This window comes from Alteromonas sp. AMM-1 (assembly GCF_047290655.1).
GTDB lineage: Bacteria > Pseudomonadota > Gammaproteobacteria > Enterobacterales > Alteromonadaceae > Alteromonas > Alteromonas mangrovi.
In genome coordinates this window covers 102,190-117,638 of the sequence record NZ_JBLBUE010000001.1, presented here as the reverse complement: position 1 = coordinate 117,638, position 15,449 = coordinate 102,190, and the positions used below count along the sequence as shown (strand labels likewise).

At 46.9% G+C, this 15,449-nt stretch carries 12 protein-coding genes; 8 read left to right on the top strand and 4 right to left on the bottom strand.

Translation table 11 applies throughout. The features are described 5' to 3' along the window. Positions 1-63 precede the first annotated feature (63 nt). Positions 64-3,204 carry a DUF3427 domain-containing protein gene (locus ACLR2L_RS00465; RefSeq protein ID WP_413364723.1) on the bottom strand — a complete coding sequence of 1,047 codons (3,141 nt, stop codon included), beginning with the start codon at positions 3,202-3,204 and terminating at the stop codon, positions 64-66. Positions 3,205-3,367: 163 nt separating this feature from the next. Between ACLR2L_RS00465 and ACLR2L_RS00460 the strand changes: the two genes are divergently transcribed. The 4 genes from ACLR2L_RS00460 to ACLR2L_RS00445 all read left to right on the top strand — a co-directional run bounded on the left by ACLR2L_RS00460 (position 3,368) and on the right by ACLR2L_RS00445 (position 7,322). Next, a complete protein-coding gene (locus ACLR2L_RS00460) occupies positions 3,368-5,062 on the top strand; it encodes a methyltransferase domain-containing protein (RefSeq protein ID WP_413364721.1) in 1,695 nt (564 codons plus the stop codon). A 192-nt stretch (positions 5,063-5,254) separates the two neighbouring features. Further along, positions 5,255-5,539 (top strand): transcriptional regulator, encoded by a 285-nt coding sequence (locus tag ACLR2L_RS00455; RefSeq protein ID WP_370243237.1) that lies wholly within the window; start codon positions 5,255-5,257, stop codon positions 5,537-5,539. Next, positions 5,536-6,804, top strand: a complete 1,269-nt coding sequence (locus tag ACLR2L_RS00450) for a HipA domain-containing protein (protein ID WP_155013290.1) — start codon at positions 5,536-5,538, stop codon at positions 6,802-6,804. The genes ACLR2L_RS00455 and ACLR2L_RS00450 overlap by 4 nt, the downstream gene beginning before the upstream one ends. An 89-nt stretch (positions 6,805-6,893) precedes the next feature. Then, entirely contained in the window at positions 6,894-7,322 is a 429-nt protein-coding gene (locus tag ACLR2L_RS00445) for a DUF3010 family protein (protein ID WP_413364718.1), read from the top strand. A 13-nt stretch (positions 7,323-7,335) separates the two neighbouring features. Here ACLR2L_RS00445 and ACLR2L_RS00440 read toward each other — a convergent pair whose 3' ends face one another. Then, positions 7,336-8,649, bottom strand: coding sequence for a type II toxin-antitoxin system HipA family toxin (locus ACLR2L_RS00440; protein ID WP_413364716.1), 1,314 nt, complete (start codon positions 8,647-8,649; stop codon positions 7,336-7,338). After that, positions 8,649-8,915 carry a helix-turn-helix domain-containing protein gene (locus ACLR2L_RS00435; RefSeq protein WP_413364713.1) on the bottom strand — a complete coding sequence of 89 codons (267 nt, stop codon included), beginning with the start codon at positions 8,913-8,915 and terminating at the stop codon, positions 8,649-8,651. Before ACLR2L_RS00435 ends, ACLR2L_RS00440 begins: the two co-directional genes overlap by 1 nt. A gap of 263 nt (positions 8,916-9,178) precedes the next feature. Between ACLR2L_RS00435 and ACLR2L_RS00430 the strand changes: the two genes are divergently transcribed. Together ACLR2L_RS00430 and ACLR2L_RS00425 are read left to right on the top strand one after the other, a co-directional pair. After that, positions 9,179-11,653 carry a glycoside hydrolase family 9 protein gene (locus ACLR2L_RS00430; RefSeq protein WP_413364711.1) on the top strand — a complete coding sequence of 825 codons (2,475 nt, stop codon included), beginning with the start codon at positions 9,179-9,181 and terminating at the stop codon, positions 11,651-11,653. A gap of 142 nt (positions 11,654-11,795) precedes the next feature. After that, a complete protein-coding gene (locus ACLR2L_RS00425; RefSeq protein ID WP_413364708.1) occupies positions 11,796-12,878 on the top strand; it encodes a GDSL-type esterase/lipase family protein in 1,083 nt (360 codons plus the stop codon). On the opposite strand, the gene ACLR2L_RS00420 is transcribed toward ACLR2L_RS00425, so the two are convergent. Then, a complete protein-coding gene (locus tag ACLR2L_RS00420) occupies positions 12,862-13,590 on the bottom strand; it encodes a CPBP family intramembrane glutamic endopeptidase (RefSeq protein WP_413364706.1) in 729 nt (242 codons plus the stop codon). The genes ACLR2L_RS00425 and ACLR2L_RS00420 overlap by 17 nt on opposite strands. A 263-nt stretch (positions 13,591-13,853) precedes the next feature. Here ACLR2L_RS00420 and ACLR2L_RS00415 point away from each other — a divergent pair, with 263 nt between their 5' ends. Continuing rightward, positions 13,854-14,381: a cupin domain-containing protein gene (locus ACLR2L_RS00415; RefSeq protein WP_413364704.1), complete on the top strand. Its 528-nt coding sequence runs from the start codon at positions 13,854-13,856 to the stop codon at positions 14,379-14,381. A gap of 63 nt (positions 14,382-14,444) precedes the next feature. Continuing rightward, positions 14,445-15,350 (top strand): AraC family transcriptional regulator, encoded by a 906-nt coding sequence (locus tag ACLR2L_RS00410; protein ID WP_140960758.1) that lies wholly within the window; start codon positions 14,445-14,447, stop codon positions 15,348-15,350. Positions 15,351-15,449: the final 99 nt, after the last annotated feature.

The following is a 15,449-nucleotide window of genomic DNA, read 5'->3' as shown; positions in this document are numbered from 1 at the left end:
ATTTTATTTTTTGTCTTTGAGTAATGGGTTGGATTCTTGTCTGCGAAGATATTGTTTTTTTGATTAACCTACAGCTAGTTTTGCGGCATGTTGCCACATAAAGTTAGGCATAGATGTTCTTAGTTTCCAATTAATATTCATTGGCTGTGAGCCTGTGTGCGAAACATAGTCAACTTCTCCGAAGTTTACGAAACCCATTGTGCGGCCATGCTCGTCTTTTGTTTGCTCCCTAACGAATAGAAATAGCCGCTTGCCAATTTTCTTATGATGAATGTATTCCTTACCTTTACCTCGATCTGGTCTTGCATTATTTTGCGACTGCCAGTGAAATAGGTGCTCGCTGATTGCGTAATCGTGGTACATGGTGGTTGGAGAAAATTGCTTTTCGTTTTTATTCAGCGTGACAAACATCAGCTCTATATTGTCGGGTTGAATAACAAAAACACCTTCGCGTGCTGGTGGCTGGCGTTCAAATGTCGTTGCACCAAAGGCAACTAAAATCTGTTCTCTACTGTATCGAGCGTGAAGTTTTATCGGAACGTCTGGCAAATTTTCCATAATTTGCTGTTGATGTTTTATGCGCTGCATCTGCCAACTGATTACGTCCGCTAATTCTGTATTAATACCAATTTGCTCTAGCTGAGAAAGGCTCTGTTCTAATGACTTAAAACCGCAATCTGGTCCGGGCTTTTGCCAAAAATCGTAGTGGCACATCAATGCATAACGATTGGCGTTATTCTCTAGTGTAAATCGGTTCTGGCACAACTCTTTTATAAAACTCAGATAGGTATAGTCGTCACAAGTGAGAAGCCGGTTATGTATTGCTTTTCTAAGTATTTTATAGTCGTTTTTTTTTGAAGCGACTGTGTCACTATTTTCGCGTGATTGAAGTACTAAGTCTGTCCAGCATCCCCGCTTGTATAGTTCATTTAAATCCAATTCCGGGTGTTGGGTTAGGAAATTTGTCAAAGTTAAGGGTAGCGTTGTATGTTCAGGAAACTGCCTGATCATAGCTATTAATCGTCGTTGTGTAAGACTTGCCTGGCGAATGTTACTCAGTACCATTTCTTGAGTTCGCTTAGTTAGTTCTATGCGGCAACCTAAAGGTACATGGGGAAAGCCTTCTTTTATCTCTTCACTTATCGCTCGATTGCTCTTGCCTACAAGGGCTCTGAATTTATTGGCAAAGTCATATTCAGGTCTAGAATTACCAACAAAATCTATAACAGTGCAGCATTCTTTACCATCAGCTAAACGCAAGCCGCGTCCAAGCTGCTGCAAAAATATAGTTAAGCTTTCGGTCGGCCGCAGAAATAGTAGTGTATCAACTTCCGGTATATCTACACCTTCGTTAAAAATATCCACTACACATAAAATGTTTATCGAGCCTGCACGCAAGGCTTGTTGCTTTTGCTGGCGCTCATGACTGTTTTCACTAGTTAAAACGTCAGCACAAATGCCTTTCAAAAGTAATTGGCTACTCATGTACTTTGCATGTTCTTTACTTACGCAGAAGGCTAGAGCCTTCATTTTGCTGATATCTGTAATGATTTCTTGCAGGCTAAGTAATATTTTATCAATGCGTGATTGGTTATTTGTATAAACGTTAGTTAATTGTGCGATGTCGTAACGCCCTCGACTCCACGGAATATTACGTAAGTCTGTGTCGTCATCAATTCCGAAATATTGGAATGGGCAGAGGTGACGTCGATTAATTGCTTCTGGTAAGCGAATCTCGGCAGCAATCACGCCACCAAAATCTGCAAGGATATCTCCCCCATCATGGCGTTCTGGTGTTGCTGTGAGCCCTAACAGAATTGTAGGGGTGAAGTAATCGATAATTGCTCGGTAACTGCTTGCTGTGATGTGGTGTACTTCATCGATAACGATATAGTCGTAGTAATTTGAAGATAATTTGAGTTCACTGATTTTACTATTGAGAGTTTGTACCGAAGCAAATAGCTGGCGATAGTTCGAAGGTGTATTTCCGGCTACCCACAACTCACCAAAGTTGTTATTTCGCAAAACGCCGCGATATGCCGTTCTGGCTTGTTTCAATATCTCTTCTCGATGAGCAACAAACAGAAATTTTGCATCCGGTTTTGCTTTTACAAAGTTTGCAAAATCAAACGCAGAGATTAAGGTTTTACCCGTTCCTGTTGCTGCTACTACCAAATTGCGGAAGCGTGTGTGCAGAGTTCGTTCAACAGTAAGTTGCTCAAGTATGTCACTTTGATGTGGAAAAGGTTTTACATCAAAAAAATACACCGCGTTATTTTCTTGCACGCCACGTTGTTGAGTTAGAGCGCTTTTAAGTTTTTCTCTGCTTTGTTCATCGCCATTAAAAAACTCGAAATCACTTGATGCCCAGTAAGTCTCGAATGTGCTTAATGACTTCTCGATAATATGGGGGATTTCTTGTGACGTTATTTTTAAGTTCCACTCCAATCCGTTGGTCAATGCTGAGTGCGATAGGTTAGAAGAACCAATATAACCTGTATGGTATCCGGTGTTGCGAATAAATAGATAGCTTTTGGCATGAAGCCGTTCACGCTCTGTGTTGTAGCTCAGTTTCACTTCTGTATTAGGTAAATCTGCCAGAAACTCAACTGCCTTAGCGTCAGTTGCGCCCATATATGAAGTAGTGATGATCTTAAGTTCGCGCCCACTTGAGGTAAATTCCTCAAGCTCTTTTCTAAATATGCGTATGCCTGCCCATTTGATGAATGATACTAACCAATAGATCTTGTCGGCAGATAAGATTTCACGTTTAAGTTCAGACTCAAGAGATAGACCGGCATTACTGCCGCAGAATAATTCACTTTGAGTAAGACCTGTAAGCGGAAATATTTCTTTTATATAGTTTTTTAGATCTGCGGAGACTGGGTTTTCCAATTCATATAAGGCAGTTAGAATTTTGCCCTGACTATTCAGAAGATTATCGTCGATAAAATCACTTTCTTGCAGTTGCTCTTTTAACCATAGAAGCAGCTGATTAGCTAATGCGATCTGTTGTTGGAGTCTATGATCGCCCGAAGGGATAGAGCCGATGGCATATTCGAGAATGTGAGTGAGAAAACGGGATAGCCAAATAGAAGCTTCGCTGCTATCTAGTACACGCTCTCCAACATAAAACCTTTCCCTGTCTAATCTTTGCTCGATAAGTTGAGTGATCAGTTGCTCGTAAATTCCGACTTGTTGCATAAATTCCTTTTATCTTGCTAGGTCGAGCCAGAAAATAAACACTACAAAAACTGACGTTTTCGATCAAACGTCCTTTGCATTTTAAACTCATTGTTTTTATTGTGTTGAATGTAGTGAAATTTATCCGGATTGTTTTGCTCAAACTAGCAAGGAAGCAGGCCCTTTGTCCGAAAACATCAAATACTATTCAACTCATGCCGAAAAACTCACTAATCAATATAACAGCGTAGAGTTTGAAAAAGTACATCGCGATTGGTTATCGGAAATTCCCGAAAAAGGATTTGTGCTGGATATTGGCGCTGGTTCGGGGCGCGATGCGCGTTTTCTTGCTGCCAAAGGGTTAAGTGTTGTTGCGGTTGAACCGGCCGATGGCATTCGTGAACGCGCCCAGCAATATGTGGTTGATCAGCCAATACATTGGCTGAACGACAAACTGCCAGAGCTTAATCAGGTGTTCAGCCTGCAAACCAAGTTTGATCTGATCTTGCTTAGTGCAGTCTGGATGCATATTGCGCCTTCTGAACGGGAGCGGTGTATCCGTAAACTTAGCACCCTGTTAAAGGCAAACGGGAAAATGGTTATTTCGTTGCGTCATGGTGCTAGCCACGATGAGCGAACCATGTATCCTGTTTCGGCAGACGAGCTGTCTGGTTTTGCACGTAAATTCGGCCTTTCATTTCGGCTGCTCAGTGAACAAGCCAATGCAGACGAATTGGGGCGTGATGATGTTTACTGGCAAACGGTAATACTTGCCCTACCGGATGATGGTTCGGGTGCATTTCCACTGCTTAGAAATATCATCGTAAACGACAGTAAATCTTCTACGTACAAAGTGGGCTTGTTGCGCGCCTTGTTGAGAATTGCGGAAGGTCATCCCGGGGCGGTTCTTGAACGCACAAAGGAACACGTAGTGTTGCCAGTTGGCCTAGTTTCGCTTTACTGGATTAAGCTATTTAAGCCCTTGGTCGATCACTTTCAAATTCCGCAAAGTAGCAATAAAACGAAAGGGTTGGGTTTTGTGAAAGAGGGCGGTTGGCAAGCACTTCGCTCTTTTGCTGCCAACGATTTTTATATCGGTGCTATGTATCACAATAACGATATTGCCAGCGCGGTTTATCAGACCCTGAAAGACGTTACGGTTACAATCAGGGATATGCCAGTGCGTTATATTACGCTTCCCGGCACTAAAGATGGCGTTTTTCATGTTGAGAGTAAACGCACCACTAAACCTACTGGCAGTGTAATTATTGATGCCGACTTTCTGGAGTCATTTGGACGCTTTTATATTCCGGTAAATATATGGGATTCGTTGGCCAGATTCAGTGTTTGGATTGAACCCTCACTGGTAAATGAATGGGCAGCATTGATGCGAACCTACACGGTGAGTAATGCGATGCCATTTTCTCAATCTGATCTGCTTAAAGCATTAACTTGGGAAGATCCGCGCAGAACAACAGCGCGAGTGAGAAACCGGGTTAATACTTTGCTTGAGAATGAAAGTGTCAGCTGTTGCTGGTCGGGGAAAAAGCTGGTGGCAGAGGGCTATGCTATCGATCATGCCATGCCATTTTCCCGCTGGCCGAATAATGACTTATGGAACTTGCTGCCAACCAAAACACTGCTAAACACCAAAAAATCAGATAAGTTGCCCAGTTCTGCCCGACTGCAACAGAACCGGCACATCATAACAGCCTGGTGGCAACAGGGCTGGGTTGATAGTGCGGATGAGTTTTTCATTCAGGCTAATCTTGCTCTGCCTAATCTACCTGCCAGTAACAGAAGCTTTTCTGATGTATTTGAAGCAATGTCCATTCAGCGGGACAGGCTAAAAGATTTTCAGCAGCTCGAAGAATGGTAATAAATATTTCAAAGTTAGCGTTTAGTTAACCTGAACATACATTATCCAGAAGTAAAATAACCGCGATCGCATAAATTTTGGATTATTTAGTCAGATGAATGTCAATTTAACCGCGAACGCATAAATAAGATTGAAATATCCTATCTGCTATCATAAAGTAACCGCGAACGCATAAATTTATTGGGTGCAAACGTGATATTTTCAATCAACAACACCAAGCAACTAGGTAAAGCTGCACAATTAACAAGAAAAGTGCAGGGGTTGGACCAATTTGCTGCGGCCTCGATGTCTGAGAATGGCATTACTTTTCTCAGTGAATTTGAAAACGGTAAACAAACTGTTGAACTTGGTCGTGTCCTTCGTGTGCTCTCAACGTTGGGTATAAAAGTCACCATTGATATACCAGTTGATGAAGCGTCGCTTACCCCCAAGCAACAGCAGCAATTAGCTAAAATAATAGATGAGGCCAACCTGTGAAGCGCGCTCTGGACGTGTACATTGATAAAACGCAGGTAGGTAAGTTAACCGATGAAAATAATATCTGGGCATTTGAATACACTACCGGCTGGCTGACAAGTCAGCATCGTCATCCGCTCTCTCCGCATATCACTTTAGAAGCAGGGAAGCAGATCGACGGCAGTTCATTTCGTCCCGTGCAGTGGTTCTTTGATAACTTACTGCCTGAAGAAAAAGCGCGGGAATTGTTGGCAAGACACGTAAAGGTGCCTGTTGAAGATGCGTTTCAGTTGCTTAAGGAAGCTGGTGCAGAATCCGCAGGCGCTATTACATTAATGCCTGAGGGCGAGGAAGTAGCGCCAGGCACTGTGCATAAGTTAACTTATGAGGAAGTCAATCAGCGCATACTTAACCTGCCGCAGGTACCACTTAATCGTGCTGAGCGAAAAAGAATGTCGGTGGCTGGTGCGCAGCACAAAATGCTGGTGATTTACCGACATGGTGAGCTGCTGGAGCCTTCAGGATTCTTTCCGTCTACTCATATACTCAAACCTCAACATTCTTCTCCGGAGGTTTACTACCATACTGTTAGAAACGAATGGTTTGTAATGACGTTGGCCGGTTTATGTGGGCTGGAAGTACCTCCAGTTGATATACGCTATCTTCCTGAGCCTGTATACCTTATAGAGCGATTTGATCGCGCAGGTGAGTATCCACACCAACATCGTCGCCATGTATTGGATGGCTGCCAATTACTGAATTTGGGTCCGCATATGAAATATCCCAACAGTAATGCCGGGAGTTTGAACAAGTTGGCTGAGCTCACGCGAATGAAGGCTCGAACCAAAATAGATATATTTCGATGGGCACTGTTTAATGCGCTGGTAGGTAACGGAGACGCTCACCTTAAAAATCTATCATTCTTTATCAACAAAGAGGATGTGGTAATGACGCCGCACTATGACTTATTGTCTACCGCGATTTATGAAGCGCCACATAAACATATGGACCATCAATTGTCTCAACAAATGGGTGACGCACAATATCTTGGCCAACTTACCGTACCAAACATCCTGGCTTTTGCCGAAGAATTGCAATTGCCAACTAAGTTAGCAAAACGTGAGCTGGACCGTCTTATTGGCAAAATTGAACAGGAAGCAATTCCTTTGATGCAACAGGTGCAAGATGCGCCAGCACACCCAGGCAAGGGCGGTGAAATTAGAATGATTAAAGAGATATATTACAACTGCATTAAAGAAATGGTGACCAGACTAACTAAAGCTTAAGGTAAAGCGATGGTGACCACAAAAACCAACCCGCAACCCCGCTAAATCCTATATACTCCAAGCTGTTTTTTAAAAGGTGGAGCTTTGCAATGCGTGTATGTGGTGTAGAACTGGCGGGGAATGATGCCAACATTGCCTTACTGAATTTGGAAAATGACCTGATTCAGCTTCCTGATTGCCGTACCCGTAAACTGAGCTTGCAAAAAGCCGCTACCGCCCATGAACTTAAATATTTCCAGAAGTCTTTCGCGCAGCTGGTGCAGGACTACAAAATAGAAACCATCGTTATTCGCCAGCGCCCTATGAAGGGCAAGTTTGCGGGTGGTGCTATTGGTTTTAAATTAGAAGCTGCGCTGGAGTTGCTAAACGGGGTGCAGGTTATTGTAATGCCGCCTACCGACATCAAAACGGCATTAAAAGACAGCCGTATGTACATCGAATTTAGCGAAACGGGTTTAAAAGGTTTCCAGAAATCAGCCTTTGAAACGGCATTTGCTTATGTGAGTCAACACCTGTAATAGCCAGGCGCTGCTATGCTTTCAGAAAGGTCGTGATTTTGCGCAAGCAGGTGAGTGTGCGTTCGGTAATGATCTCTCCCTCCGCCACGTCAAAAAGCGTATTTGCCTGCTTGAGGGTGGCATGTAGCGCTATTTCTAACTGGTTGTCTAAAGAGGTTAGAATGGCGATTGTTTGCTCTTCATCTATGCCTTGCTTTTTACCGTGCTCCAGCCAGTGTCGCGGCATAATGTCATGCCATTTGTAGTGCGTATTCTTGCTGTGAACTTTCATGGCCATCTTTATCTTTTTCGCCTGAATGTTACCCGCACCCAAATAAGGATAAGCGCTTAACACATCGTAGAAGGGCGCGAGTCGATAACCATCCTGATTGAGCGCTATGCTAACGTTCTTTGCATGCCCATCAATTGCCGCAAGTAACCAGAATACAATTTGCGCCCGCAAAAATTCGAGCCTGTCTTCATAGGCGTTTCGCGAGCCAGACAGCAACGCCATAATTTGCGCGGAACCCGGGCCACCGTTTTCTTCGTACTTTGAACCACTTATTTTCCCTAATGCCTGACACATGTCTTCCTGGGGAAGTCGGAAAATGGCGTCTTCCTCAACCCGGCGATCAAAGCGCTCCACTATTAGCACTTTCTGATCTTCAAATTGCGCAATGTCACAATGTGCTGTGTTTAAACCTAAGTTTTTCATTAGCGTTTGGCAAAACCACTCGTTGTCTACGCTCGAGGACAGGTCTATTCCTAAGCTTTCGTGACGAAGAATGGGTGGTTTGAATATATGCGTGGTTGGCGTTGCGCCCTGTGGACGGTACCAGTTGCCTTCCCACAGGGTGAGCGCGGTTTTTTCCTGGGCGCCAGCCAGAGAAATTCTGAAATCATCGTCTGAGTTCATCCCTAACATGTTTTCGATGCGGGTCTCTCTGATAATTTGTGCGATTTCGCCCTCACACAATGGTGTAAGTGAGAGCGCTGGCATGTCTCCTGTGGCAGGCGCTTGTGTGAATGTAAGCGCTCCAACGCAGTCTTTTCCCACCTTGGCGAGTAAGTCGAAGGGGTTGGTACTCTCTGCGCCCAAGCGGTCTTTTATATGCTCTCGGATGGCGGTTGTATCGGGCAGTAAATTGTCAAAATAAGCATGCACAGCATCCCCGGTTATCTCGGCTCTTTGCATAGGTAAGCTAAGAGATATAGCACGGCTGCCGTCTACCGCTAACCAATCAGGGGAGTATGTAAAACTCATGCGCCCCTTTTTTAAACGTAACTCGCCTACCGGAAATCCGTTCATGGAGCAGTAGAGTGTGCGGGTATGTGATTTTCGTCCCATTAGAATCTCAGTGATTTCCTGGCGAGGGGCGCGGCCGTTGCAGACACTTCATTATTGGGCTGATTACCGATATTGAATTCTAAGTCTAATGCCGCGCAGAGTTTGATGAGCATCTCGACAGAGACTTTTTCAGGCTTTGTTTCACAATTAGAAATATCCCTTTGATAAACGCCGATACGTTTAGCTAAGTTAGCTTGCGTCCAGCCTTTGGACTTTCTGCTGTCTTTGATAACGGCACTTAGATCTGTCGGGGTGTTAATCTTCACATCAATCTCTTATACACTTTATTGTATAAATTGAGTTTATACCGAAATCTGTATAAAGCAATTTTATTCAAAAATACGTATAAAATTAAAATATACTAAATATAGAATAAAACAGATTTATGCGTTGCTTGCAGCACATCAAAACGGTTGTCTCGCCTGAAATAACATCTCACCCAAAACAACAACCCCATAATTTAATATCATAATTTCTTTCGCAACTTGAGTTGATAACCTTCTGTTAACAAAACTACGGGAGTGTTTGTGTGATCAAGTCTGTTCTCTATTCTGCGATTGCCAGTGCGCTGGTAGCTGCGCCCCTTATTACCTCTGCTGCTGTGCCAGCACTTAACGATAAAGCCTATTTTTCTCAGCCTAGCCTCGACATTGTGGTGTTCAGCAACTGGTACAACGGGTTATTCGGCGATTCTAAAATCAGTGGGGTAGAGCTTATTCACTTTGGTGAGCGCATTGCTACCAACGGCGATGTGCGTTTGAGCGCTACGCCTGAGCAGTGGGATCCTATCCCTACTTTTGTAGAGCGCAAGGTTAACAGTAACACCCATACTATTAGCGCTACGTTGTCGTATCCGGAGCACGACTTTACTTACACTATAAGCGCCACCCCCATTGAAAATGGCGTGGAAATTACCCTGTCGTCGCCGCGTGCAGTGCCTGCTGAGCTGGTGGGTAAAGCGGGCTTTAATATGGAGCTTCTGCCGGCTAATTACATGGAAACCAGTTTTTTGGCCGATGGCAAACCCGGCACGTTTCCGCTGTATCCTACCGGGGTAAAAGAAGTGATTGGCCAACATGAACCGGTGCCACTCGCTTCCGCTAAGCAACTGGTGCTGGCCCCTGAAAGTGATACCAAGCGGGTTTCCATTGAATCGTCGGTGCCGCTAACGCTTTACGACGGCAGAGCAAAAGCACAGAACGGCTGGTACGTGGTGCGCGGCGTGTTACCAGCCAATAAACAAGGCGAGTTGCTCACCTGGCGCATTACCGCCAGTACTAACGATGCCTGGTTGCGCAATCCTATGATTGCCCATTCGCAGGTAGGGTATTTACCCGGTCAAACCAAACGCGCAGTGATTGAATTAGACAAACGCGCGCCGGTAAATGGTGTGGCAGAGCTGCTAAAAGTGAATGCCGATGGCACCAAAACGGTGGTGAAAAAGCAGTCGCCCGGGAAGGTGGAAAACTACACCCGTTACCAGTACGCCACGTTTGATTTTACCGATGTCACTGAGCCGGGTTTATACCAGTTGCGGTACAAGGGCACTACTACCGCGTCGTTCCCCATTGCTGAGCATGTGCTGGATGCCGCCTGGCACCCTACGTTGGATCACTATTTCCCGGTACAAATGGATCACGTGTTAATTAACGAGGCGTATCGCGTGTGGCACGGTGCTTCGCACCTGGATGACGCCCTGCAAGCGCCGGTGAATCACGAACATTTCGACCTCTACGCTCAGGGCCCCACCACCGATACCCAGTACAAACCCGGCGAACATATTCCCGGATTAAACGTGGGCGGCTGGTACGACGCGGGTGACTACGATATTCGTACCCAAACCCAGTACCGCACGGTGCGCTTTTTAGTGCAGGCGTTTGAGGAATTTGGCATCAGCCGCGACACCACGCTGGTGGATTACGACCGCAAATATGTAGATATTCACGTGCCCGATGGCAAACCTGATCTGCTGCAACAAATCGAGCATGGCACACTGGCATTGCTGGCGCAGTTCAAGGCGGTTGGGCATGCCATTCCGGGCATTATTGTGCCGGATATCAGCCAATACACCCACTTGGGTGATGGCTTAACCATGACCGACAACCTGATTTATAACGCGTCGATGGCAGATACCGAGTCCAACGGCATTGAAAGCGGTGTATTCGACGACCGCTGGGCGTTTACCTCTAAATCCACACCGCTTAACTACGGTTCAATGGCAGCGTTGGCGGCAGCCAGTCGTACGCTGCAAGGTTACAAACCGGCACTGGCAAAAGAGAGTCTGGATACGGCCATCGCCGCTTGGGCAACCGAAGCCGACAAGCAGCCCGATTTGTTCCGTGTAGGTAACACCACCGGCGGCGGTTTGGAAGAAGAAAAGCTCAAAGCCGCAGTGGAGTTGTTAATTACCACTGGCGACATCCAGTATCAGCAAGCGGTAAACGCCTTGTTGCCACACATTGAGGAGCATTTCGGTAGCAGTGCGGTACTGGCTATCCGCGCACTGCCGTTTATGAACAACGCCTATCAGCAACGCATTCGTGCGGCGGCTGAGGCCTACAAACCCAAGCTTGAGGTGGCAACCAGCAAAAATCCGTTTGGCGTGGTGATCACCGAATACGGCTGGGCGGGTAACGGCACGGTGCTCGACATGGCAGTCACCCAGTACTATTTGCATCAGGCGTACCCTGATTTGTTCAGCAGCGATTTGATTTACCGTTCACTGGATTATTTATACGGCACACACCCCGATTCCGACATCTCGTTTGTGTCGAACGTAGGCACAGTGTCGAAGAAGGTGGCTTACGGTATGAACCGGGCGGATTACTCATTTATTAGCGGCGCCATTGTGCCTGGGGTATTGATTCTGCAACCGGATTTGCCAGAAAACATGGAGAACTGGCCGTTCCTGTGGGGTGAAAACGAATACGTGATCGACCTGGGCGCGTCGTACCTGTTTACCGTGAACGCAGCGCTAAAACTGGCAGGCAGACATTCACAATAGGTACAAAACACCAAAAGGGCGCTGCATACGTAGCGCCTTTGGTGTACTTAAGTGAAGCCGCAGGATAAGATTTTTCGGCTATCGCAATATAGTGGCAAATAACGGCAACATGAATAAAAGTGAGCAAACAGTGAGTGCAAGGATGTTAAAAAGGGTAATTGCGTTTGGGCTGTTAGCCTGCCTGCAAGTAAGCGTTACGGCATATGCCAGCGTGGTACCGGCCAATGACGCGGGGTATGTGTATACCGGGCGTATCGATTTTGCTAACGCCAGTGCACCGTATTTAAGCTGGCCTGGTTCGTCGGTGAAGGCACGCTTCACGGGTGAGTCGCTGTCGGTAACGCTAAAAGACGATAACGGCAAGAATTACTTTAATGTAATTGTAGACGGCAACGACAGCTTTCCGTTTGTGATTGAGGCCAAGCAAGGCGAACACGAGTATTGGATCAGTAATACCCTTGGCGCGGGTGAACACTCGGTGGAAATTTACAAGCGCACCGAGGGCGAAGAAGGCGGCTCGCATTTTCTGGGTATTCGTATAGATGACGAGGCCACGTTATTAGCGCCTCCTACCAAACCCACGCGCCGCATCGAAATCTACGGTGATTCGATTTCAAGCGGTATGGGCAACGTAGCGCCTTATAACGCCGGAGACAGCCTGCCGCGCGATAAAAACCACTATGTTAGTTACGGAGCCATTGCGGCCAGAGCACTCGATGCTGAGTTGCACACCATCTCGCAAAGCGGCATTGGCATTATGGTGAGCTGGTTTAATTTTATCATGCCGCAGTTTTACGATCAGTTAAGCGCGGTGGGTAACAACGATTCCCAGTGGGACTTCAGTACCTGGACACCTCAGGTTGTAGTGATCAACCTGATGCAGAACGACAGCTGGCTGGTGCCCGATCCCAAGCGAATCTCGCCAAAGCCTACCAAGTCGCAAATCATTGCGGCGTATCAGGCGTTTGTGAGCACCATTCGCGCCAAATACCCCAATGCGCAGATCATTTGTGCGCTGGGCAGTATGGATGCCACTAAAGCCGGTTCGCCCTGGCCGGGCTATGTTGAAGCCGCGGTAGAAAACTTAACTAACCAGGGCGACGACAAGCTGTCTACGCTGGTATTTCCGTTTAACGGTTATGGTCAGCATCCCAGAGTAAATCAGCATCTGAGTAATGCAGCGTTGTTAACCCAGGCCATTAAACAGGTTACTGGCTGGCAGTAACGCGTTTGTACCGACGAACATACCATTCGGTGCCCGCAATACTCAGTAAAATAGTGGCCATCCTGCAAAGGTTGGCCATTTGGTTGCCAATAGCCGTGGAATCTACCTGCCAGAGCAACCAATAAGCATTCATAAGCGTATGCAGCGTGATCACGATCCACAGGTTATGGCCCCAGCGATAAAACAACCAGGCAAACCACAGGCCTCCAATGGCCGTAAACAGTGACGCGGTGGCTGCTTGCACAAGGGTTGCGCCCTGAAACCAGTGCCCTAAACCAAAAATAACCGCGCCTATTAATGCCGCAGACACAAAGCGCCAACCTGCCATTGCAATGAGTAAGCCCACCAGAAAGCCCCGAAAGAAGAGTTCCTCAAAGAAGCCGGGGATCAGGCTTTTGGTAACCAATGCCGTAATCGACGGCGCGGAAAACTCAAAAAACACAGCCAGCCCAACCCCCATTGGCAGTGAAAACAGCAGGCCAGCAGCAATGCCGGATAGTGGCTGGTTCATCAGCCCAATTGCACCTATGTAATGTTTGCGGTGTTTTAGCAAAACGCCTGCTATCAGCATGGCAACTAGCCAGCAAATATAAGGTACGGCGTAGCGAATTACGGTTGCCTCTACCTGCGGCTGTATTGCCTTGGTAGCGAAGATAGCTAAGGTAAATGCAGTTAAAATTACCGCTGTGCTGATTGCCTGGCTTTTTTCCATTTGATTGCTCCCATCCTGAATAATGAGTTCACAGCCTATCGCTATTTACACGCTGGCAAATGTGCCAAAAGTCACTCTGTGCCGATATTGAATTTACCCGGCGTGATTTGGCCGCGTTTGGCTAATCCAAGCCGGGTTAATAGAAATAGGCAAGTAGCCAAGACGATCGTTCTAACCCCCTACCTGTGTGCCGGATTAGTCTGTACACATACGAAATGGCGCAACCAGTATTCTTTAATACAGTGCCACTTACGGAGAGTATTGTGACTAAGCAAAATCGTGTGTTAGGCAGTGTGTTAGCGGGCGGTGTCGCTACCGCATTATCGGGCGCTGCTACGGCAGCTTCAGCGGAAGATATGCTTGCTTCTCAAATTCATTATCCCGTTAGCGCGCACCAATTTTTTACCGGCCCGGAAGCGTACTTTACCGGTAAGGTAGAAGTAGAAATGCTGTTTCCACCCAATGAAACAGCGGCTTACTCTGGCGCTTATGTAACCTTTGAAGCAGGGGCTCGCACCGCATGGCACTCGCATCCTGCCGGACAGCACATGATAGTGATGACCGGTATCGCCCGTACCGGTACGCGCGACGGTAAGGTACTGGAATTTGGTCCTGGCGAAGCACTGTGGTGCCCGCCGGATATCGATCACTGGCACGGTGCGACACCCGACGCCCGAATGAAGCACCTGGTACTCACCGGCGTGAAAAACGGTGAAAACGTTGTGTGGAAAGAAAAGGTCTCCGACGCCGAATACGGTGCGGATGTTAAGGCAGAAAAGCAGGCAGAATAGTCACCTGTTCACTACCCTTAGAACGAAAGGCTGTACTTAAGATAAAACGGGTAAGGTATCACAATGGTATTACAGAGTTTACAACAATCCATGGCCGCCACGCTTACTCGGCTGCAGGCCGATGAAGGGGATATCGGAACCGCTATCCCGGGGTTACTGTTGTTTCGCCGTAATCAACCATCTGATCCCGCTTTTTGCCTGGTAGAGCCCAGTATTGTGTTAGTGGCTCAGGGCCGAAAACAAATGGTGGCGGGCGGGGCTGCCTATCCCTATGACACCAGCACGTTTATCGTGAACTCGGTCGATTTACCTGCCAGTTCGCAAGTAATTGAAGCCAGCCCGGATGCCCCCTGCGTGGGATTGGTGCTAAAACTGGATTTCCGATTGCTGGCCGATCTGGTGTCTCAGGTAAATACGCCGGTAGTGGATGACGGCGCTGTGAAAGGTATAAGCGCAAGCTTAGGCACCATGACGCCAAAGTTGTTCTCGCCGCTTACTCGTTTAGTGGAGTTGTTGGAAGAGCCTGATGCTATTGACGTGATGGCGCCTATGCTGAAGCGTGAAATTCACTTTCGGCTGTTACAAAGCGACAAAGCCGCCATGCTGATGCACATAGCGTCATTCGACAGTCAGGCATTCCGGGTATCGAAAGCCATTAACTGGCTGAAACAGCATTTTAATTCCATGGTGCGGGTAGAAACACTGGCAAGCATGGCGAGTATGAGCCAGCCTACGTTTCATCTGCATTTCCGGCAGCTTACCGGTATGAGCCCGTTGCAGTATCAAAAATGGCTGCGGCTAAATGAAGCTAAACGCCTGATGATGAACAGTCAGTGCGATGCCTCTACTGCTGCCTTTGAGGTGGGATATGAAAGCCCGTCGCAATTCAGCCGGGAGTACCGTCGGATGTTTGGTGTGCCGCCTCGGGCCGATTTAGCTCAGGTACGAAAAAACAGCTCCCTCGTTTAACTCATATCCGTTAGTACACAGTTCAGTACCTCTATGTGTTGGAAGCAAGCGATGATCGTTTGCTTCAGCCTGTGGTGCTGCGAATCGGTCTTCATTCCA

Bases quoted from the DNA above. Each gene is read 5' to 3' on its own strand.
- ACLR2L_RS00465 (WP_413364723.1), bottom strand. From the start codon at position 3,204: ATGCAACAAGTCGGAATTTACGAGCAACTGATCACTCAACTTATCGAG.
- ACLR2L_RS00445 (WP_413364718.1), top strand. From the start codon at position 6,894: ATGCGTGTATGTGGTGTAGAACTGGCGGGGAATGATGCCAACATTGCC.
- ACLR2L_RS00440 (WP_413364716.1), bottom strand. From the start codon at position 8,649: ATGGGACGAAAATCACATACCCGCACACTCTACTGCTCCATGAACGGA.
- ACLR2L_RS00425 (WP_413364708.1), top strand. From the start codon at position 11,796: ATGTTAAAAAGGGTAATTGCGTTTGGGCTGTTAGCCTGCCTGCAAGTA.
- ACLR2L_RS00420 (WP_413364706.1), bottom strand. From the start codon at position 13,590: ATGGAAAAAAGCCAGGCAATCAGCACAGCGGTAATTTTAACTGCATTT.
- ACLR2L_RS00410 (WP_140960758.1), top strand. From the start codon at position 14,445: ATGGTATTACAGAGTTTACAACAATCCATGGCCGCCACGCTTACTCGG.